Consider the following 17,855-nt stretch of genomic DNA (forward strand, 5'->3'; position numbering starts at 1 on the left):
GACGGGGGCCCTGACGACGTCACTCCAGGGGAACAGCACAAGCCGGAGCGCCGTGGCGCAGTTGAACGGCGGCGGCGGTCGCCAGGGCTGAACTCACCACCCTGGCGTGACCTCCGAGGACGATCCGGGCATCGTCCAGCGTGCCGAGCTCGGCGTCGATCACGACACCTCGACTAGACACCTCGAGTTCGTATTGGCCGGGGCCGTGTTCGTGCACCCGGTAGGTCTCCGAGCCCAGTTCGCACTCCCAGGTCCCTGGCACGGACTCGGCCAGGTCGACGAGGGTGCGGATCTGGTCCAGCGGACTGGCCACGATCGGGTGGACCTCGTCGGCATGTTCCTCGAAGGCCCGCCTCGCGAGCAGGGCGAAGCGATACCGCCCGACCTCCCCGCACTTCGGGCACTGGAGCGCGAACCTGTCCGAGCCGTTGGCCTCCTCCTCGGCGAGCTCGTTGATTGTCGGCCGCAGCCCGTTCACCACCGGCTCCAGCATCACAGCCTTGCGTGGTCGTCGGCTCACCGGACCCCCCGTTTCTCGTGCTGTCGATGGCGTCCGCATTCTCCCGCATCGAGAATCTCACCCCGACAAGCAGACGCGCTGTCGGTATGAGCACACGGCCATCGGCCCTAGGGTCCTCGAATATGACGCAGCGCATCAGGATTGCGAGCAGGGCCTCGATCATGGCCACCGCTCAGGTCACGTGGCTGATGGGGGAGATCACCCGGACCCGCCCGGACGTCACCCCGGAGTTTGTGCCGATCACCACGACGGGTGACCGCTGGACCGGCCCCCTGGCCGAGGTCGGCGGCAAGGCCGTGTTCACCAGCGCGGTGACGCGGGCGGTCCTCGACGGCCGTGCGGACCTCGCGCTGCACTGCTCGAAGGACATGCCCGGCGATGCGCCCGAACCCGACGGCATGGTGTGCCTGTACCCGCGACGCGACGACGTCCACGACGTCCTCGTCCACCGCGACGGGCACAAGCTGGACGATCTCCCGCCCGGCACCCGCATCGGCACCTCGGCGCCGCGCCGGATCGCCCAACTGACCGCCTCCCACTCGCACCTGGCCCTGGTCCCCGTACGAGGGAACGCCGACACCAGGCTCGCCTTGGCCGAAGACGGCGAGGTGGTCGACGCCGTGATCCTCGCCCGAGCCGGCCTGCGCCGGATCGGCCGCGAGGCAGCGGCCACGGAAATCCTGGACATGCACCGGCTGATGCCTGCCCTCGGCGCCGGCCAACTGGCCATGCAGGCCCGGGAAGCCGACCAGGCGACCCTGGCGATCGTGACCCCGCTCACCGACGAAGCCGCCACCCAGGCGGCGACCGCGGAACGCACGCTGCTGCGCGCCCTCGCTGGGCACTGCCATGCACCCATCGCTGGGCATGCGACCGTCGACGCGCGGGGCGATATCCGCCTCGCCGCCCGGGTGTACGCCCCGGACGGCTCCAACGTGCTCGACTCCGACCGGACCGGACGCGTCCCGGAGGACGTGGGGGCCGCCGTCGCCGAGGACCTCATCAGCCGCGGCGCGAACGAGGTCCTCGCCGCATCCCGCCGTACCTGAGAGCGGCCGGGTCCTGGGGCAGGACGCCGTCGGCCCGGATCGCCCACCACGGAAGCGCACAGGCGGCCGGCGCCTGCACGGCCGGGGCCTCCTCAAGGCGTTTACGTATGCTCCGCGGCACTGCCGGCGCGAGCGCCCGCAGTGCCGCGGGCACAGGGCCCGGGCGTGGAGCCGGAACGCAGGGCTGGAGGAACAATGCGCGGCACGACAGTGGCAGGCCGCTACCGGGTGGTGGACACCCTCGGCAGCGGAGGCATGGGCGAGGTGTGGCGCACCGAGGACCTCCACGAAGGCCACGAAGTCGCCCTCAAGACCATCACCCTGGACGGCGACCCCGTACGTGAGGCCGCCTTCCGCCGGGAGGCCGGCGTCGCTGCACGCCTGTCCCATCCGCACGTGGTCGCCGTGCGCGACCACGGCACCGCCGACCTCGACGGCCGCCGCGTCCTGTTCCTCGCCATGGACCTCGTCGACGGTCAGGCCCTGAGCACCCGGATCACCGGGCCGCTCCCCGTCGCGGACGTCCTGATCTGGGCCGATCAGATCAGCCAGGCCCTTGATGCCGCCCACCAAGCCGGGATCGTCCACCGGGACATCAAGCCGTCCAACGTCCTGATCGACCAGGACGGCGCGGCGATGCTGTGCGACTTCGGCATCGCCCGCCTCCCCGACACCCGCCGGCACACCCTGACCGTCACCGGCGCCGCCATCGGCACCCCCGCCTACATGTCGCCCGAACAGGCCCGCGGCGACAAGACCCTGGGCGCGCCCAGCGACATGTACTCACTGGGCTGCCTGCTCCACGAACTCCTCACCGGCACCACCCCCTTCGACGGAACCGGCTGGAACGTCCTCCACCAGCACGTCCACGCCGCTCCCGCCCCCCTGTCCACCCTGCGCCCCGGCCTGCCCCGCGAGCTCGAGCACCTGGTCCTGGAGCTCTTGGACAAGGACCCTGGCCGCCGCCCGACCGCCGCCCAGGTCCTGGCGCGGCTCGCCCGTCTGCACGCCGCCCTGGTCGCCGATGCCAGCGCGCCGACCATCGCCCGGCCCCACCCGCCGGTCCCCACCGTCGTGGACGCGGCGCCCCGCAGCAGCAGCGCGCCGCGCGTCACCGGGTGGTGGGCCGGCGCGGTGACCGGCGCCGCGATCACCAGCGAACTCGCCTGGACCACCCCGATGCCGTCCCCGTGGCCGGCCGCCCTCGGCACGCTCGCCGGCCTGCTCCTGAGCGCCCTGCACCTCCTCGATGCGCCGCAGCCGGCCCGACCGGGAGAACTGCGGATCAGCACCGTCGGCCTGTTCACCATGCTCCTGATCGCTCTCGGACTCTCCGTCGGGCTCCTGGTCGCACAGCCGAGCATGTGGTGGGCTGCGGTGACCATCGCCTTCCTGGGCGGCCCCGTCCTCGTGGCCTGCACCATCACCGTGAGCCGTGCGGTCCAGCACGTGCTGAACCGTCCCACCCGCTCAGCCGAACTCGCCTCGAGCGCCGGGGCCCTTCACACGGCTGCCCTGCTGCTCGCCGCCGACCACGCGGGCTTCTCGACGCCCGCGATGCTGGCCGTCGGCCTCGTGCTCTGGCCGGCCACGGCACTGATCACCGCGCTGGTCACGTCCCGTAGAACCTCTGAGCTCGCACACCAGATGGCGCAGCTGGAGCCGAGCATCGACACGACCGCCGCAGCCCGCTGTGCCGTCAATGCCAAGACCGCCGTTAGCCGGGCATGAAGGGCGCTCGGACCGCTTGATCGATTCGATCGTCTCCAGCTCCAACGACATCAAGAGGGGTAGTTCCCGTGCCTGCGAAGGTCACCAAGGACAAGGTGCTGTGCTACGTCGTACGCGAGGGCAAGCTGCTGGTCTTCCGGCACACCGACTACAGCTACGAGGAGGTCGGCATCCAGGTCCCGGCCGGCACCATCCGCGCGGGCGAGACCGCGGAGGCTGCAGCACTGCGGGAGGCGGGCGAAGAGACCGGCCTGAAGAACTTCAAGATCGTGCGGAAGCTCGGTGAGACCGAGTACGACATCAGCCCGTACCGGTTCGAGGTCCAGCACCGCCACGTCTTCCACCTGGAGCTGGCCGAGCCCACACCCGAGCGGTGGGCCAGTCAGGAGGAGCACGACGGTGAGCAGGAGCCCACCCGGTTCGAGTGCTTCTGGATCCCGCTCGAGGCCGCCCACGTTCTCCAGTCCGGCCAGGGTGCTTTGCTGGGACGCCTTTACGACTGATCCCCGTCCCGTCATGGCCCACCGCAGGATGCAGCCGACGTGTCTCGTCAGAACGGCAGATCGCCGGATGGCCCTCCCGGAGCCTGGAAGCGGGCGCCCATGTTGTCCATGGGATTGAGGTAAACCATCGCCGTGAACCATGCCGCCGCCTTGCGAGGGTGCTTGAGCTGCAGCAGATTCGCGTAGGCGTACACCGCGCGGTGGGCGGGCCGGTTGTCCACCTCTCCGTAGGGCAGCACATCCTTGAAGGGGTAGGGAAGCGACTGCTGCAGCACGCAGACCCCGGCGGCAGCCCAGGCGAGTCCGGCCTCCAGGTCGCCGCGGACGAGATTGGCCGGGCTCTCCACATCGTTGGGGTCGAACTCGTCGTCCTGGTCTGCCAGGTCGGCCAGCTCGTAGGCGATGGTGGTGTAGGCATCGAGATCGCGCGGGTGCAGCCGGCGGCCCGCGATCGTCACGCATCCCTTCTCGTACGCGGCGTCGTACTTCTCATCGGTCTCTTCGTCCGGTGTCCAGACCCGCTCCATGGCCCACTCCGGGCGAGGCGGAAGCTGTGCGATCTTCCGCTCCAGCTTGGACAGGCCGCCCGGCTCGTCCTCGTACTCGGCGTAGTGCGCCGCCGAATCGAACATGTGGAACTCAGGGTCCTGCATCCAGGCCATCAGCGGCCGGTCCAGCTTCGCCAGTGCTTCCGCTGCCACGCCGGCCGGCGCCAGCCACGGCATCACACCCTCCAGGGCCGCCTTCTGCGTTTTCGGATCCAGGCCCACACTCATCGTCATGGTCGCGAGTATCCGCCGCGGGCGCCTCCACCCGCGGGCCCTTGCCGAACAGCCACCCGAATGTGCGGGAGCAGCAAGAACTCGTCGTGCGAGTTGATGACGACCGATCGAACGTCGCCGTCACAGGTCAGCCGCCGTCTGCAGCACTCCGCCCACACCCGTCGAAAACTCGTGCACCCCCGCTGTCACACCGTGCGCCGCCTCCGCACCTGTAGCAGACGAAAGCGCACACCACCTCGGGAGCAGCACGTGAACCTCACCCTGACGCCCTACACCCCCCGCCAACAGTGGGGCCTTCGCACTGACGCGGCCCTCGACCCGACCGCGCTGCGCCAGATGGCCACCGGCGAGACCGACGAGACCGCGGCCGCCGAACTGGACCACCTCGCCGACCGCGCGCGGCTGATCCCCACCGCAACCGCCGGGCAGGCCCGCGGCGAGGCCCGCATCTTCCACGCCCTCATGCACGCCTACGGCCGGCACCGCGCCACGCTGGTCGGCGGCCCCTTCGGCATCCGCAGCCTCACCCCTCGCGAGGAGGAGCTGGTCGTGCGCATCGCCCCCTCCCAGCTGCCCCGCTGGATCGACGCTCTCGCCTACCGGCCGGACGGCCAGGGCGTGGCGGGACTGCGCTGGGCACCACACCGCGAGGGCACCGCCCTGATGCTGCCCGGGATGACGCTCGTGCTGGACGGGACCGACGAGATCACTTGGCGCGCGGCGCTCGCCGCGCGCACCGACAACCTCGCTGGCCTGATGCCGTACGGGATCCCCACGGTCGTGGACGAGGCCGACCGCTCCGCCGCCCAGGCGGCGGAGCTGGCCCACATCGCCGATCATCTCTCCGCCACCCTGCGCCGCATCCGCCTGGTCGACGCGCTCGCCCGCAACGGCCACGTCCACCTGTTCACGACCCGATACCTCGGCGATCTCCACCTCATCGAGGCGTGCGAGGCCACCCCCACGGTCCTGCCGCTGTGGGCCTCTCGCTCCCTGCCCCTGGCCCTGTGGCCCACCGGCCGGATTCCGGCCCAGGGCCCGGCCGACCCGTACACCGCCGTCCTCGACCTCGTCACCACCGTCGAACCCGCCACCGTCCCGCCCCATCTCACCGACGGGCGAGCCGCCCTCGCCCTGTGCCACCTGGCGGGCAACCGTCCCGACCCCGTCCTCGTACAGGCCGCCGAGCACGCCCTGGCCGTCGCCGCCCGGATCCTCGCCGACCCTGCACACGCCGGCCTGTACGACGCGGGCGGCTGGGCCGGCAGCTGCCGCACCTACCCGGAGGGCTCCGTCCACGGAGCCGATCCGTGCATCCCGCCCGGCGCCGAAGAGGTCACCGCTCTGCCCGACGCGGACCTCATCCGCATCGGTGACCGCGCGCTCGGCGGAGCACCGGACAACGCCCGTCTGATCAGTGCTGGCCAGGACGAACTCGTCCACCTCCTCGACTGGGCCCTCGCCGCGGCCACCCGCCCCCGCACCCGCCCCTCCTGGAGCCAGGAATCACTGCTCACCACGCTCCGCTCGACCCAGCCACTGCCCGGCCGCAAGGGGATCGTGGAACTCACCGCCAGCAGCACCGGCGTCTACCGCGTACGCCTCGAAGACCTCGGCCTGACCGAACTCGTCCACGAGGGCGACTCCGTTGAATGGGAACGCGAGGCCGCCCCCTCGCAGCCCGCCGCCGTCCTGCTCGCCGAGCACGCCGCGATCGAAGCCTCCGTCTGCCTGCCCTTCCAGCGCGAACACCGCAAGCAGCGCCTCGTGCTGCCCGCCCCCGTCCCGTCCGACCCCACGATCCGCAGCGTTATCGCCGGAGCCGACTACGTCCTCGGCTTCACCGCCCTTGCCAGCATCCTCGGCCAGCTGCGCCACCGCGCCGACTCCTCCCAGGGGGCCACCGACGGACACTGGCAGACCGACTCCACCGCCCCCGGCGACCCCTACGACTACCTCGGCTCCCTCACCGCCCACGTCAGCGACTGGTTCGCCCTGCCCTCCCCCCACCACGAAGAAGAGGCCAACACCGCCTCCGTCGACAGCACCCCCTACCTCCGCCACCTGGCCGCACACCGGACAGCCCTCGACCCCTTCGTCACCCGCTACCTCACCGCCGCCGACAGCCTCCCCGGAGTACGGACCTTCGAAGAGCGGCACCTCGCCGGCGTCGCCGCCCTGCGCACCACCGACCTGGCCGCCCTGGCTTGCCAGGACGTTCGCCCGGTCCGCGAACCGCTGCTGCGTCTGGTCAGGTCCATCCCGCAAGACCCCGACCAGCTGACCGCCTGGTACGAGCACCACCTCGACCAGCCGTCGTGAACCCGCATCGAGCACGACGCCACAGCGCGCCGAACGCCGGTGACGTCCGATGCCCGACCGGGCCGTTACCCCGCACAAGGCGGCGCGTCAGGTGTCACGCGTACGCCGTGGTGCCGCTCGGTCCTGCCCAGCGACAGGACCGAGCCGGGACCGGCCGAGAGCCCTGCGTCCAGCAGGGCTGGCTGGAGCTTCAGCGGCCGCGCTGCTCCCGGCAATCCCTCTCCCACTGCTGACTCGCCCGCGCTCGCTCCACCTCTGCATCTAGACGCTCGATGCGCTCTGCCGCGTCGATCAGCACGTCGGCATCCGGCGGCCCGCCCGGGCGAAACCGATGGCGCTGGTCGATCAGGAGCACGGTCCCGGCCACCCCTTCCAGGTCCGGCATTCCCATCGACGTCTCCACCAACGGTCCCGCCACCTTCCCGGGAACCGAGATCCAATCGCCCTCCGCGGCATGCCAGGCGAAGATCAGATCCCCGCCGTGCGGGCCCGCGCCGCGAACCGGCCCTGCAGGAGCCGGCTCAAGGGGCTCCGCCTCCAGCGCGATCAGTTGCAGCCCGGCCACCGTCAGTCGGTAGTCCCTGTCGCGCCCCATCTGCCACAGCATCCCGAGTTGTCGCGCCACCCGCCGCCAGTCCTCCGCACGGTCGCCGGTGACCGCGCCGCCGGTGCGAAGCCTGTTCAGGGTGCGGACGACGAAGGCGTGCCGTGCTCGCTCCCGGCCGTCGTTTCCGTGCATGTCCTCCGGCAGCGACGGGAGCTGCTCGAAGAGCCGGTGGGCGTGGCGTTGAGTCGGTGAACAGGGCATCTGCAGTCCTTCCAAGCGGGTGGATCATGGCTGTCCTGGCGGCGGGCACGACCAGAACGCCGGCGTCTGGCGGAGCCGCCCCGTCCTGGTGCGGGCCGGCGGGCCTCATCAGGCGCCGGTCTTCCAGGCGCGGGCCTCGGCTGCGCGCGCCCGACGGCGCTGCAGAGCACGCAGCTTGCCGTGCTGGCGGCGGTGGGTCACCGCGCCGTGGAAGAGGTAGCAGGTGCAGCCGCGCCCGGCGAAGCGGCACTCGTGCCCGGCGTACCACCGGGTGGACTTGGCGAGCATGCGCGCCACGACGACCTCCTTGGGTCGGGAGACAGGTAGGGCGCCCGCCGGAGCTCGGCGGGCGCCCCGGAACGGTGTCCCCCGGGCCGGAACGTCCCGGCGCGGCCCGGGAGGCCGGTCAGTCGGGCAGAACGCCGGTGAGGGTGGGCAGGCCCTGCACGGTGGTGGTCGAGACGGAGGGGGAGAGGACCTTGAAGGCGTGCTTCCAGCCCCGGTCCACGAGCGTGAGCAGTTCGCCCGTGGGTAGCGCCAGCGACAGTCGGCTGGAGCTGGTGTAGCCGAGCCGCTGGTAGAACCGGGTCAACTCGTGCTCGTGGCGCAGCGTCAGCGCCGCGTATCCAGCCTCCTGGAAAGTCTCTTCGGCCTGCTGAAGGAGCGCCCGGCCGATGCCCAGCCCCCGGTGGTCGGGTCGCACGGCCAGCGCGTGGACGGTCGACAGACGGCGCACGAGGCGACGCCGTACCAAGCCGGGGGCGCGACCCGGTTTGGCGATCCAGTTCGGCGGTCCGCAGACGATGGCTCCCACCGGACAGCCCTCGCGGTCCTCGGCGATCAGAAAGTGATTCTCCCGGTGGGACAGCGGGCCGTCGTCGGTCGCGGTCAGAGCGAACCGCATCGGCGCGAGGGCGGCAGGCACCGCCTCGGAAGGCACGTGAAGATCAACCAGCGAGGCCAGCTCGACGACGGTGTCGCCGTCAGCAGACGTCGCGGTGCGGATCCGGATATCGGTATCGGCGACGGGAGAGGACAAGACGTGCACGGTGAGTCCTTTGCGCATCGCGGCCGGATGAGCGCGGGAATCCGGCCGGTGGAGAAGACGGAGAGGGAGAGGAGGAGCGGTGCGCGGGCTAGTCGGCGGCCCGGACGCTCCAGCCGAAGAAGAGCCAGCTCGGCTCAGGAGCGTCGGCCAGCAGCAGCGCTCCGGCGGTGCCGGGGCGGACGCACGGCGCGTCCTCCTCGATGAGACGGTCGGCCAGCCACTCGGCGTCGTCCTCACTCAGCGGCGCGCCGTCGGCGCCGACGGCCGGGTCGTAGGAGGCGTTGAAGTAGCCCGCCTCGACGGCGCGCAGCGGCGCCCGGTCGCCGACGACGGTGACGGCCGTGACCTTCGTCAGGTCAGCGCGGGGAGCGAACGGGTCGGCGGGCTGCTCGCTGTCCTTCGCGGCGTAGGCCGCGAAGGCCCTTTGAGGCGTGGGACCGCTCGCGGTGAAGCGGAACAGCATCGGGTACGGGTGCATGGCAGTCCTCGGAAGCTGCGGGCGCCGAAGCGGCGGCCGGTGACCGGATGTATGAGCTGTGGCCACAGCAGAAGAAGGGAGAGCGCCGAACTGCCCGGCGCGATATAACTAAGATACATGGTGAAACACGAAGATGCAACGCACGGGTCGGGGGGAGCCCTCAGCCATAGCGGAGAAGAATCTGTGTCCCGGCGCCAGGCTGGCGCCCCCGCAGGTCACAATGGAGGCGGTCTCAACGGCAGCCGGCTACTGGGGGGAGTGCTCTTTGTCCATCGACCGCCTGCAGCCCGTCCTCACGCCCGCAGCGGCCGCCCGCACGCCCGGACAAGCAGCAATCCCGTCCTCCCGCTCCGCAGAGTCCACCCACGGGACACCGTTGGGCGCGATGAGCGCCGAGGCCTTCCGCCGCGTCCTGCAACAGGCAATCTCGGGCGCTTTCCCGTCCGCCGGCGCAGTGGCAGCCGAGGCCGGCCGCCGACTCGCGCGCGGCCGACTGGACGTTCCGGACCTGCGGATGCTGCTGATGGAAACCTCCGACACGGACCCGTGGTCCGCAGTGCGCCGGGCGGCACTTGCGGCCGTGGGTGCCAGCCCGGCCCTGGCCCCCAGCATCATCTCCATGCACGCCCAGGTGCTGCGGCTGCCCTCGGCGACGGTCCGTGAAGGCCACGACACCGGGCATCCGCTCAACTTCCTCGCGCAGGCCACGCTCACCATCGACCAGCAGACCGTCACCGGCAGCGCCCAGCGCTCCCGCACCCGCAAGGGCGCGCGGCAGCAGGCCATGACGACGCTCATCGCCGCGCTCGCCGATCTGCCCGACCCGCTCACGGAGACCGCCGCGCCGTGGCCAGACGGCTCCGGTCCCGAAGTGCTGTTCCAGGCTCCGGCAGCCGCCGTGGAGCCTGCCCTGGGCCGTAGTCCCATCTCGGTCATCAACGAGTTCGCCCAGGCCGGGCACTGCACGAAGCCGGTGTTCCGCGTCACCGGGGCTGACTCGTCCTTCACCGCAACGGTCACCGCGCTCCACCGCGGCCAACCGCTTGAGGCGACAGGGGAGGGGACGAGTAAGCAAGGCGCGCGAACTGCCGCCGCCGAACGACTTCTTGACCTTCTACAGCAATCCCTCGCCGCCGACCTCGCTCCACCCCCCGCGTCCTGCGCCCCCGAGCCCTCGGTCGTTCCAGCCCTGCCAGAGGCGATCGTCTCGGCGACCGGACTGCCCCGAACGAAGGAGGCGCCACCCGCTCCGCCTGCTACAGCGGGCGAGCTGTTTGCCGCCCAAGGCGTCCTGCAACAGCTCCTCGCCGAGGGGACGGCCCTGACTCTGCTCCCCTCCCGCCACCCCGCCCGCACCGCCTGGCTCTTCTACCGGCCCGACGGAGCCCCCCTCGCCGAGGCCGAGAAGCCGGCCCCGCCCCTTCAGGCCCTCACCCGCGACCTCGTCCTGGCCGAGCCCGGCGGCATCATGCCGCGCCGCGCCACAACGACCGGCCTCGCCGCCCCGCTCGGTCTCACCCTGCCGATCCTGCTCACCCCAAGCGAGGGCGAGCACGCCTCGGTGACCAGCTGGCGCCACGCCCTGCGCCTCGCCCTGCACTGCGTGGCCCAGCAACGCGTCCACCCCGCCCTGACCGCCTCCGGTGAGGACTGCTGGCGCGTGGGACCGGTCACCGAAACGCTGCGCGACGCCGTCACCGCGGCCGCCGCCCAGCTGGCCCCCGAAGGCCACTGCCTCCTCGCCGGCACCACACCGCTGCGCGTCGGCGCCCCCGAGGCGGCCGTGTGGAGCCTGCTCGACGCCGTTGCCGAAACCATGCTGCGCACTCCCGGCGCCGCCACCGTTCTCGGCCCCGGCCCCTACAGCGGACCCGCCCACCCGGACTCGGGCCCCCAGCCGCAGCTGTGGAAGTGGGCGGACGCGATCGAGGACTCCGTCGACCCGCACCCCACGCCCGGCCTGATCGTGCGCATCAAACAGCCCGACACCGCCACCGGCGCCCCCCTCGCGCCGGCCACCCTGCACCTGGCCGCCGATGCCGACAACGCGGACGGCAGCGTCTCCGCGATCAGCGTCTGGAACGGCCAGTCCCCTCACCCCGATCTCACACCGGCGCTCCTGCCCGGCGTACGCCGCGCACTGCGCCGCGCCGCCCGCGTCTGTCCCCCGCTCGAAGCCCTCGCCACGCAGGACCTCCCCAACGGCATCACCTTGAGCGCGAAGGACCTGGCCGAACTCCACCGCGGCGCCGCGGCCCCGCTCGAAGAACTCGGCATCACCCTGTCCTGGCCCGCCCACCTGACCGGCGCCCTGTCCGCCACGGCCGTCCTCGGTACCCACGACGATCTGGAGGCGCCGCAACCCGGCAGCGGCCTTCTCGCCCTTGAGCGGCTGGTGGACTGCCGCTGGCACATCAACCTCGACGGCGACCCGCTCACCGACGACGAGATGACCACCCTCGCCGAGGCCGCCTGGCCACTGATCCAGCTCCGCGGCCGCTGGCTACTGATCGACCCCGACACCCAACGGCGCGCCCGCGCCCGGGCCCTGCCACCCCTGCCATCCCTCGACGCCCTCACGGCCGCCCTGTCCGGCACCCTGACCCTCAACGGCGAAACCCTCGACGCCCAACCTGCCGGCGCCCTCGCCGCACTCGTCGACGCACTCCGCCAGGCCACGGAAACACCCCAGCCGGTCGCTCCTCCTGCCGGCCTGAAGGCGACGCTGCGCCACTACCAGGAACGCGCCCTGTCCTGGCTGACACACACCCTCGGCCTCGGCTTCGGCGCGCTCCTGGCCGACGACATGGGCCTCGGCAAGACACTGACGACCATCGCCTTGCACCTGCACCGCGCTGAGACCACCGCACCCGGACCGACCCTCGTCGTGTGCCCGGCGTCCCTGGTGACCAACTGGCACAGGGAGATCACCCGCTTCGCCCCCGACACGACCGTCGTGCGCTACCACGGAGCCGACCGCACTCTCGCCACCGACCGCCTCGACCATCACACCATCGTCATCACCACCTACGGCACAGCCCGCCGCGATACCTCCGCGCTGGCCGCCGTGAAGTGGGGCCTGGTCGTCGCCGACGAAGCCCAGCACATCAAGAACCCCGCCGCCGCCACCGCCAAGGCCCTGCGCGAACTGCCCGCCCACGCCCGGCTGGCGGTCACCGGAACACCCGCGGAGAACAACCTCACCGAACTGTGGGCGATCCTCGACTGGACCAACCCCCACCTCTTCGGTACCCGCACCGCTTTCCGCGCGCGCTACGCCGCCGTCGAGAAGGACCCCGCCTCACCGGCTGCCGCACGACTGACCCGGCTCATCGGGCCGTTCATGCTGCGCCGGCGCAAGTCCGACCCGGGCATCGTCCCCGAGCTGCCCGGCAAGGTGCACCACCACCGCATCGTCGCCCTCACCGACGAGCAGACCGGACTGTACGAGGCAACCGTCCGCGCCACCCTGGACAAGATCGCCGCCAGCACCGGCATCGAGCGCCGCGGACTGGTCCTCCAGCTTCTGCAGGCCCTGCGCCAGATCTGCAACACCCCGACCCTTTACCTCAAAGAGCCTCTCGACGGCGCCGATCCGGGCGACCTCGCCCGTCGCTCGGGCAAGCTGTCCGCCCTGGACGAGCTCCTGCCCACGCTGGCCGACCGCGGCGAGGCAGCCCTGATCTTCACCGGCTACGTCCAGATGGGCCGCATCCTCGAGCACCACCTGCACGCCCGCGGGCGCTCCGCCTACTTCCTCCACGGCGGCACCCCACCCACCCGGCGCCAGGACCTCGTCGACGCCTTCCAGAACGACCCCGACCCCGCCCCGCTGTTCATCCTGTCCGTCAAGGCCGCCGGCACCGGACTCAACCTGACCCGAGCCGAGCACGTGGTCCACTACGACCGCCCCTGGAACCCGGCCGTCGAGGACCAGGCCACCGACCGCGCCCACCGCATCGGCCAGCGCCGCACCGTCCAGGTCCACCACCTGATCACCGAAGGCACGGTGGAAGACCACATCGCCGAACTCCTGGCCCGCAAACGCGCGTTGACCGACGCCGTCCTCACCGCCGGCGAAGGCGCCCTCGCCGACCTCGACGACACCGAGCTCGCCGCTCTCGTCACCCTGGGGACCCGATGACCGGCTCCGCAAGCTCCCGCAGCATGGCACCCCTCGTCGCCGCCTGGAAGCAGCACTTCCACCTGGCCGTCGACGGATCCGGCTCCTACAACAAGGGGCTCAACCTTCACCGCCAAGGCGCGGTCGGCCAGATCTACGCCGCCCCCGGCCGACTCGCTGCCGCCGTCGCAGCGAAGAAGGCCACCCACAAGGCCGCGCTGCTGCTGCCCGAGCTCACCACAGCTCAGTGGGAGATCCTGGTCGGCCGGCTCACACAGATCCCCCAGGCCGTCGCCGACCTCATCGCCAATCGTGTCCCCGCCGCCGTCGCCGACCCCGGACTCGCCGGCGGCATGGCCATCGTCCCGCGCCCCGAGGAGATCACCTTCTCCTGCTCCTGCCCCACCGGCCACACCGGTAGGGTCTGTGACCACAGCGCCGCCCTCGGCCACGCCGTGGCCGAACGCCTCGCCACCGCCGCGTCGCTGCTGCTGGCCGCCCGCGGCATGACCGCCCGAGAACTCGCCGCCCTCGTGCGCGACAGCGTGGCCGACACCGGACCCGGCCCCCTCCCCCCAAGCACGGACGGAACCGTACGCGCCGACCAGCTCTTCGCCCTGGCAGCCCACCGCCGCCCCCGCCCACCGGCTCCCGATCCCGAGTTGGATGCCGTGGACCCGCTCACCGCCAGCCTGGACGACCCGCCCGCACCCTGCCCCTCGGCACACGACCTGGAATGGATGACGAAGGACGCCGCCGACCGCGCCCGCGCCCTGCTCACCGGCACCGCGGAACAGCCCCACGACGCACTCGCTGACACCGTGCGCATCCTGGCCACCCCCGACGGTGTCAGACGACTGCCCCATGTCGCGGAGACGACCGGACACACCGAGGCCGCCCTGCGGACGATGATGATCGGATACCGTCACGGCGGCCCGGCCGGCGCTCATGCCACCCTCGCCGCCGCCCCGGTCGCCACGGACGACCTCGAACGGGCACGAGAGACCGTCTACGCCTCCCGAGCTGTGGGCCTCGGGACGATCGACATCGACAGCGACACACTCACCGACACGACCGCCGGAGTACAGATCCGCCCCGGCCCCGACGGCCGGTGGTACCCCTTCACACACTGGCGCACCGGCGAGTGGCGTCCCGCACCCGGAGCCTGCGACGATCCCGCCGAGGCATACCGCGCAGCGCGGCGCGCCCGCGCCGCACGACCGCTCAGGCGATAGCCCGACAGACAGCCAACCAGGTCGTCCCGACTCCGAAAGACCCACCGCATGCCCCTGGATGCACAGACCGGCGTACGCGTCTACCAGTTCATCGTGGACCGTCTCGAGGACCGGAGGCGCGAGCAATACCCGCACGGCCGCGATGCATACGTGGACGATTGGACCGCCGCCCACGAACTGGAAAAGGACTTCGCCACAGCCGTACGTGCCCACGACAGCGGCACAGCCGAACGGCTTCTCCAGGAGCTTATGGGCATGGCCGCTCAGTGGCGGGACCATCCTCATCACCCGGGTAACCACACCCACGACGGGCACCAGTTCGACCACGCGGTGCTGGAGGCCCGGCCATGAGGCGGCCGTGGATCCTTCCCTGCGGCACGGTCGCCGTCATGGCGGTGCTCACACCCACCGTGATCCGTACCACCAGCACGTCGTGGACCATCGGATGGTCTGCCATCCTCCTCGGGGCCGTCGCCGTGCTGGTACTGCTCGTCCTGGTAGAGCGCCTCGCCCCGCCGGCCGACCAGCCCGGGCCCTACGACACTCCCGAAACCTGAACCGCCGCCCGGCAACTAACCAGCCCCCGCGGCGAGGCGAGGCGTGCACCCCGCCGCCGACGCGTCCCGCCCCCGAACCGGGCGGCGGTCAATCGGTGTCCAGGAAGCGCTGCAGGGAGGCTTCCCGCTCCTCGCGCAGCGCCGCAGCGATCTCCGGATGGGCGGCATCGAATGCCTCCAGCGCCGCGAGGGCTTCTTCGTAGGCGGCGTCGTTCTGCGGCTGCTGGACGCGGTAGTACGACCCAGGGTCCCCGCCCTCGTCGTCGTGGGCGCGAGCTCGCTGGTCTTCATCGGCGTCGAGCCGGGCTTGCACGGCCGCCTTGAGTCCCTCACGCTGCCGCACCAAGGCCTCTCCCTCACTGGAGCGCAGGATCGACGTCCGGGCGGCGGCTGTTTTCCGGTCGACCTCGAGCTGGTGCCGCCAGGCCGCGAGCTGGCGTCCCTGCTCGGAGGCATCGAAGGCCGCTTTCGCCTCTTCGCCGAGGGCGGCCAATGCTGCAGCCTCCTCACCGGTGAACCACAGTGGTGGGCAGCCTCCGATCAGGTGGGTGCAGCCGTCCGGGCGCCGCTCCGGTGAGACGCCGCGCTCCGCGGCCTCCTGTAGCCAGCCGCTGACGATCTTCCGGCCGTCACTGTCGACGGCGTCATAGGAGACGTCCCCGAAGGCAGTGATGAAGGGGACGACATGCGCGGTCCGGCCGTCCGCGAGCCGTTTGGTGAAGGTCTTGTTCATGCCGTGGCTCCCCGGTGGGTAGGCGTCAACTGCAGCCCCGCTGCCGTCGGCAGGGGGCTTGAGCGCGTTGAGATCCTCACCCCGGCAGCCGTGCCGGGCCCGGCCCACCGATGCCGTGGGCGTGCCATCCCGCAAAGGGGGAAGCGCGGCGCCGCGCGGGCACCGCCGCGCACACTTTAGCGCGGCGGGCACTGCTACAACGCCGACCAGTGGTGACCTCCTGGCGGCGCCTGCTTGAAGCCGCGTGTGACGAGCGCGCAGTATCGAACGGCAGGCATGCGGATGGTGCGCTTGGGCGGGTGCGGTTGCGGGAATCTATTGCATCGCAACGTCGCTGCGTCAAACGGCTGTTGGGGTCCACCGGGGGAGGGAACGATAGTTGTCCAGCGGGCGCGTACGGCTCAGTGGCGGATCGTCTTGGCAGACCGATTTCCGGCGCCGTACTACAGGGCGTCCGGTGCGGTCCGCCATGGAAATCGCCACGATTCGGCGCGACTTGAACCACACCCTGACGGAGCTGGGGAGGGCGGTCGACAAGCTCGCCGTGGCCCGGGCAGCTGACCTCTATGCCCTGGCCTGGCAGCAGGCCGCGCAGGCGCCGCCGAGCGAGACGCGGCAGCAGCGCGCTCGGCTGGCGGAGTACAAGGAGATCCTCTCGTCTCGTCGCTGGCAGGAAGAAGAGCGCCGGCAGGCCGCGGATCGGTCGACTCAGCCGGTGTCGGAGCAGGAGCCGCGTACGGTGCGCCGACCGCGTCCGGTGGCCGAGCCGGCGCCGGTGCGCCCGGCAGTGGTGTGGTCTTCGGACAAGGTGCCGCAGCAGTCAACGCCGTCGTGTCCTGGTCCGCGACGGCCGCCAGCAACGCGGACCGGCCCTGCGCCCGTCGTCTCCCGGCGGTCCGCGCCGGGGCCGGAGCCGGCGCTGCTGGAATCCGGGGCGCTGTGGGAGATCGCCACTCAGCTGCGGTCTCATCTGGAGCAGGTCGCACAGGCCGGTGCCACGACCACCTGGCCTACGATTCGAAAGCGCCTTCCGGGCCTGCCCCGTCTACATCGCGACGACGAGAGTGTTGTTCTGTGGCTGGTCGATGAGGAGCGCCGCGATGACGAGCCGCTGCTCGCAGCCCTCGTCACCGTCGGGGACCGGCAGATGCATCCCCGTTTCCCGGCGATCGCTGAGCAACTCGGCCTGTCCACCGGGCACACCCCGACGCAGCAGCGGTCCGCGTGGGGGTACGAAGTCTTGAGAGCGCATCAGTACTGGCGTCATCGTCGCTGAAGAGCGGCGCGCCGGCCGGAATCGCCCCAGGCAGTCGAGCCGACGTGCTGTGCGTGCAGGAGGGCCGTGACCTGTCGCCTGAGCTGCCGTTGAACATGTGCGGCGCCTGTTTCGTCATCCCGCCTGCCAGTGAAGTGGAGTTGTCCGTGCCGGTTCTCACGGTCCCGCCCGCCACCGTGCCGTCCGGGCCTGTGCTTACTGGGGACCGCCGCCCAGTCGAGCGCGCCGTTGTGGAAGACGCGCTCAGCGCGGAGGGCCCGGAGGTCCTGGTGCGGACCGACGTCCCCCAGCCCGACGGCTCGGTGCGCCTGTACGCGGCGTGGACGGACGGCGGCGGGCCCCTGGCCGACCACATCGACCGGATCGCGCTCGCGCGCGGGCTGGACGCCTGGTCCTGGATCGAGATCCTCCAACAGCGCGCACGCACGACCCACCGCGGCCGGATCGAGGTGCGTTCCTATCCCCTGCGGCAGGTCCTCGCCGACGTCGAACAGGGCTACCGGGGCAGCGAGGAGCACCGAGCGAACTTCGCGCGTCTGCTGGCCAGCGACGCCGTGCGAGCCGGCCGCCCTCCGCTGCCCCCGCCCGGGATCCCCGCCTGGGCGGGCGTCGGCCCCGTGCTGTGGCACCGCTATCTAGGAGGCGACCCGGTCGTCGAGCGGCACTGGCTCGGCCGTTGAAGAGAGGACC

General features: G+C 71.6%; 17 protein-coding genes. 10 read left to right on the top strand and 7 right to left on the bottom strand.

Translation table 11 applies throughout. The features are described from left to right. Positions 1 to 19 precede the first annotated feature (19 nt). Positions 20 to 520: a hypothetical protein gene (locus ACFV3R_RS10950; protein ID WP_385579025.1), complete on the bottom strand. Its 501-nt coding sequence runs from the start codon at positions 518 to 520 to the stop codon at positions 20 to 22. 122 nt (positions 521 to 642) lie between these two features. On the opposite strand from ACFV3R_RS10950, the gene hemC reads away from it, so the two are divergent. From hemC to ACFV3R_RS10965, 3 genes are all read left to right on the top strand, one after another. Further along, positions 643 to 1,569: a hydroxymethylbilane synthase gene (gene hemC / locus ACFV3R_RS10955; RefSeq protein ID WP_385579028.1), complete on the top strand. Its 927-nt coding sequence runs from the start codon at positions 643 to 645 to the stop codon at positions 1,567 to 1,569. Between the two features lie 195 nt (positions 1,570 to 1,764). Beyond that, positions 1,765 to 3,300, top strand: a complete 1,536-nt coding sequence (locus ACFV3R_RS10960) for a protein kinase (RefSeq protein WP_385579031.1) — start codon at positions 1,765 to 1,767, stop codon at positions 3,298 to 3,300. A 68-nt stretch (positions 3,301 to 3,368) separates the two neighbouring features. Then, positions 3,369 to 3,803, top strand: a complete 435-nt coding sequence (locus ACFV3R_RS10965; RefSeq protein ID WP_385579035.1) for an NUDIX domain-containing protein — start codon at positions 3,369 to 3,371, stop codon at positions 3,801 to 3,803. 47 nt (positions 3,804 to 3,850) lie between these two features. On the opposite strand, the gene ACFV3R_RS10970 is transcribed toward ACFV3R_RS10965, so the two are convergent. Then, positions 3,851 to 4,585, bottom strand: a complete 735-nt coding sequence (locus ACFV3R_RS10970) for a hypothetical protein (RefSeq protein ID WP_385579037.1) — start codon at positions 4,583 to 4,585, stop codon at positions 3,851 to 3,853. A gap of 249 nt (positions 4,586 to 4,834) precedes the next feature. Between ACFV3R_RS10970 and ACFV3R_RS10975 the strand changes: the two genes are divergently transcribed. Further along, positions 4,835 to 6,907 (top strand): hypothetical protein, encoded by a 2,073-nt coding sequence (locus ACFV3R_RS10975; RefSeq protein ID WP_385579040.1) that lies wholly within the window; start codon positions 4,835 to 4,837, stop codon positions 6,905 to 6,907. A gap of 190 nt (positions 6,908 to 7,097) precedes the next feature. Here the strand turns inward: ACFV3R_RS10975 and ACFV3R_RS10980 are convergent, their stop codons facing one another. The 4 genes from ACFV3R_RS10980 to ACFV3R_RS10995 form a co-directional block, all read right to left on the bottom strand. Continuing rightward, positions 7,098 to 7,730 carry a hypothetical protein gene (locus ACFV3R_RS10980; protein ID WP_385579044.1) on the bottom strand — a complete coding sequence of 211 codons (633 nt, stop codon included), beginning with the start codon at positions 7,728 to 7,730 and terminating at the stop codon, positions 7,098 to 7,100. A 93-nt stretch (positions 7,731 to 7,823) separates the two neighbouring features. Next, positions 7,824 to 8,012 (bottom strand): hypothetical protein, encoded by a 189-nt coding sequence (locus ACFV3R_RS10985; RefSeq protein ID WP_385579047.1) that lies wholly within the window; start codon positions 8,010 to 8,012, stop codon positions 7,824 to 7,826. Positions 8,013 to 8,121: 109 nt separating this feature from the next. Continuing rightward, on the bottom strand, positions 8,122 to 8,754 hold the full coding sequence (locus tag ACFV3R_RS10990; protein ID WP_385579050.1) for a GNAT family N-acetyltransferase: 633 nt from the start codon (positions 8,752 to 8,754) through the stop codon (positions 8,122 to 8,124). 97 nt (positions 8,755 to 8,851) lie between these two features. Further along, entirely contained in the window at positions 8,852 to 9,241 is a 390-nt protein-coding gene (locus tag ACFV3R_RS10995) for a hypothetical protein (protein ID WP_385579053.1), read from the bottom strand. 385 nt (positions 9,242 to 9,626) lie between these two features. Between ACFV3R_RS10995 and ACFV3R_RS11000 the strand changes: the two genes are divergently transcribed. The 4 genes from ACFV3R_RS11000 to ACFV3R_RS11015 are packed head-to-tail and all read left to right on the top strand — an operon-like array spanning position 9,627 to position 15,156. Continuing rightward, positions 9,627 to 13,385, top strand: a complete 3,759-nt coding sequence (locus ACFV3R_RS11000) for an SNF2-related protein (protein ID WP_385579056.1) — start codon at positions 9,627 to 9,629, stop codon at positions 13,383 to 13,385. 23 nt (positions 13,386 to 13,408) lie between these two features. Continuing rightward, complete coding sequence (locus tag ACFV3R_RS11005) at positions 13,409 to 14,599, top strand: hypothetical protein (protein WP_385579058.1); 1,191 nt, start codon at positions 13,409 to 13,411, stop codon at positions 14,597 to 14,599. Between the two features lie 48 nt (positions 14,600 to 14,647). Beyond that, complete coding sequence (locus ACFV3R_RS11010) at positions 14,648 to 14,950, top strand: hypothetical protein (RefSeq protein ID WP_385579060.1); 303 nt, start codon at positions 14,648 to 14,650, stop codon at positions 14,948 to 14,950. Positions 14,951 to 14,988: 38 nt separating this feature from the next. After that, positions 14,989 to 15,156, top strand: a complete 168-nt coding sequence (locus tag ACFV3R_RS11015) for a hypothetical protein (protein WP_385579062.1) — start codon at positions 14,989 to 14,991, stop codon at positions 15,154 to 15,156. An 88-nt stretch (positions 15,157 to 15,244) separates the two neighbouring features. Here ACFV3R_RS11015 and ACFV3R_RS11020 read toward each other — a convergent pair whose 3' ends face one another. Then, entirely contained in the window at positions 15,245 to 15,889 is a 645-nt protein-coding gene (locus ACFV3R_RS11020) for a hypothetical protein (RefSeq protein WP_385579065.1), read from the bottom strand. Between the two features lie 469 nt (positions 15,890 to 16,358). Between ACFV3R_RS11020 and ACFV3R_RS11025 the strand changes: the two genes are divergently transcribed. Together ACFV3R_RS11025 and ACFV3R_RS11030 are read left to right on the top strand one after the other, a co-directional pair. Continuing rightward, positions 16,359 to 17,165 carry a hypothetical protein gene (locus ACFV3R_RS11025; RefSeq protein ID WP_385579068.1) on the top strand — a complete coding sequence of 269 codons (807 nt, stop codon included), beginning with the start codon at positions 16,359 to 16,361 and terminating at the stop codon, positions 17,163 to 17,165. A gap of 230 nt (positions 17,166 to 17,395) precedes the next feature. After that, the gene (locus ACFV3R_RS11030; protein WP_385579071.1) at positions 17,396 to 17,845 is read left to right on the top strand and encodes a hypothetical protein; all 450 of its coding nucleotides are present in this window, start codon (positions 17,396 to 17,398) and stop codon (positions 17,843 to 17,845) included. The last annotated feature ends 10 nt before the right edge of the window (positions 17,846 to 17,855 follow it).

The organism is Streptomyces sp. NPDC059740, from assembly GCF_042733155.1.
Taxonomy (GTDB): domain Bacteria; phylum Actinomycetota; class Actinomycetes; order Streptomycetales; family Streptomycetaceae; genus Streptomyces.

Coding starts and splice junctions, on each gene's coding strand:
- hemC (WP_385579028.1), top strand. CDS start 643: ATGACGCAGCGCATCAGGATTGCGAGCAGGGCCTCGATCATGGCCACC.
- ACFV3R_RS10960 (WP_385579031.1), top strand. CDS start 1,765: ATGCGCGGCACGACAGTGGCAGGCCGCTACCGGGTGGTGGACACCCTC.
- ACFV3R_RS10970 (WP_385579037.1), bottom strand. CDS start 4,585: ATGACGATGAGTGTGGGCCTGGATCCGAAAACGCAGAAGGCGGCCCTG.
- ACFV3R_RS10995 (WP_385579053.1), bottom strand. CDS start 9,241: ATGCACCCGTACCCGATGCTGTTCCGCTTCACCGCGAGCGGTCCCACG.
- ACFV3R_RS11000 (WP_385579056.1), top strand. CDS start 9,627: ATGAGCGCCGAGGCCTTCCGCCGCGTCCTGCAACAGGCAATCTCGGGC.
- ACFV3R_RS11005 (WP_385579058.1), top strand. CDS start 13,409: ATGGCACCCCTCGTCGCCGCCTGGAAGCAGCACTTCCACCTGGCCGTC.
- ACFV3R_RS11010 (WP_385579060.1), top strand. CDS start 14,648: ATGCCCCTGGATGCACAGACCGGCGTACGCGTCTACCAGTTCATCGTG.
- ACFV3R_RS11015 (WP_385579062.1), top strand. CDS start 14,989: ATGGCGGTGCTCACACCCACCGTGATCCGTACCACCAGCACGTCGTGG.
- ACFV3R_RS11020 (WP_385579065.1), bottom strand. CDS start 15,889: ATGAACAAGACCTTCACCAAACGGCTCGCGGACGGCCGGACCGCGCAT.
- ACFV3R_RS11025 (WP_385579068.1), top strand. CDS start 16,359: ATGGAAATCGCCACGATTCGGCGCGACTTGAACCACACCCTGACGGAG.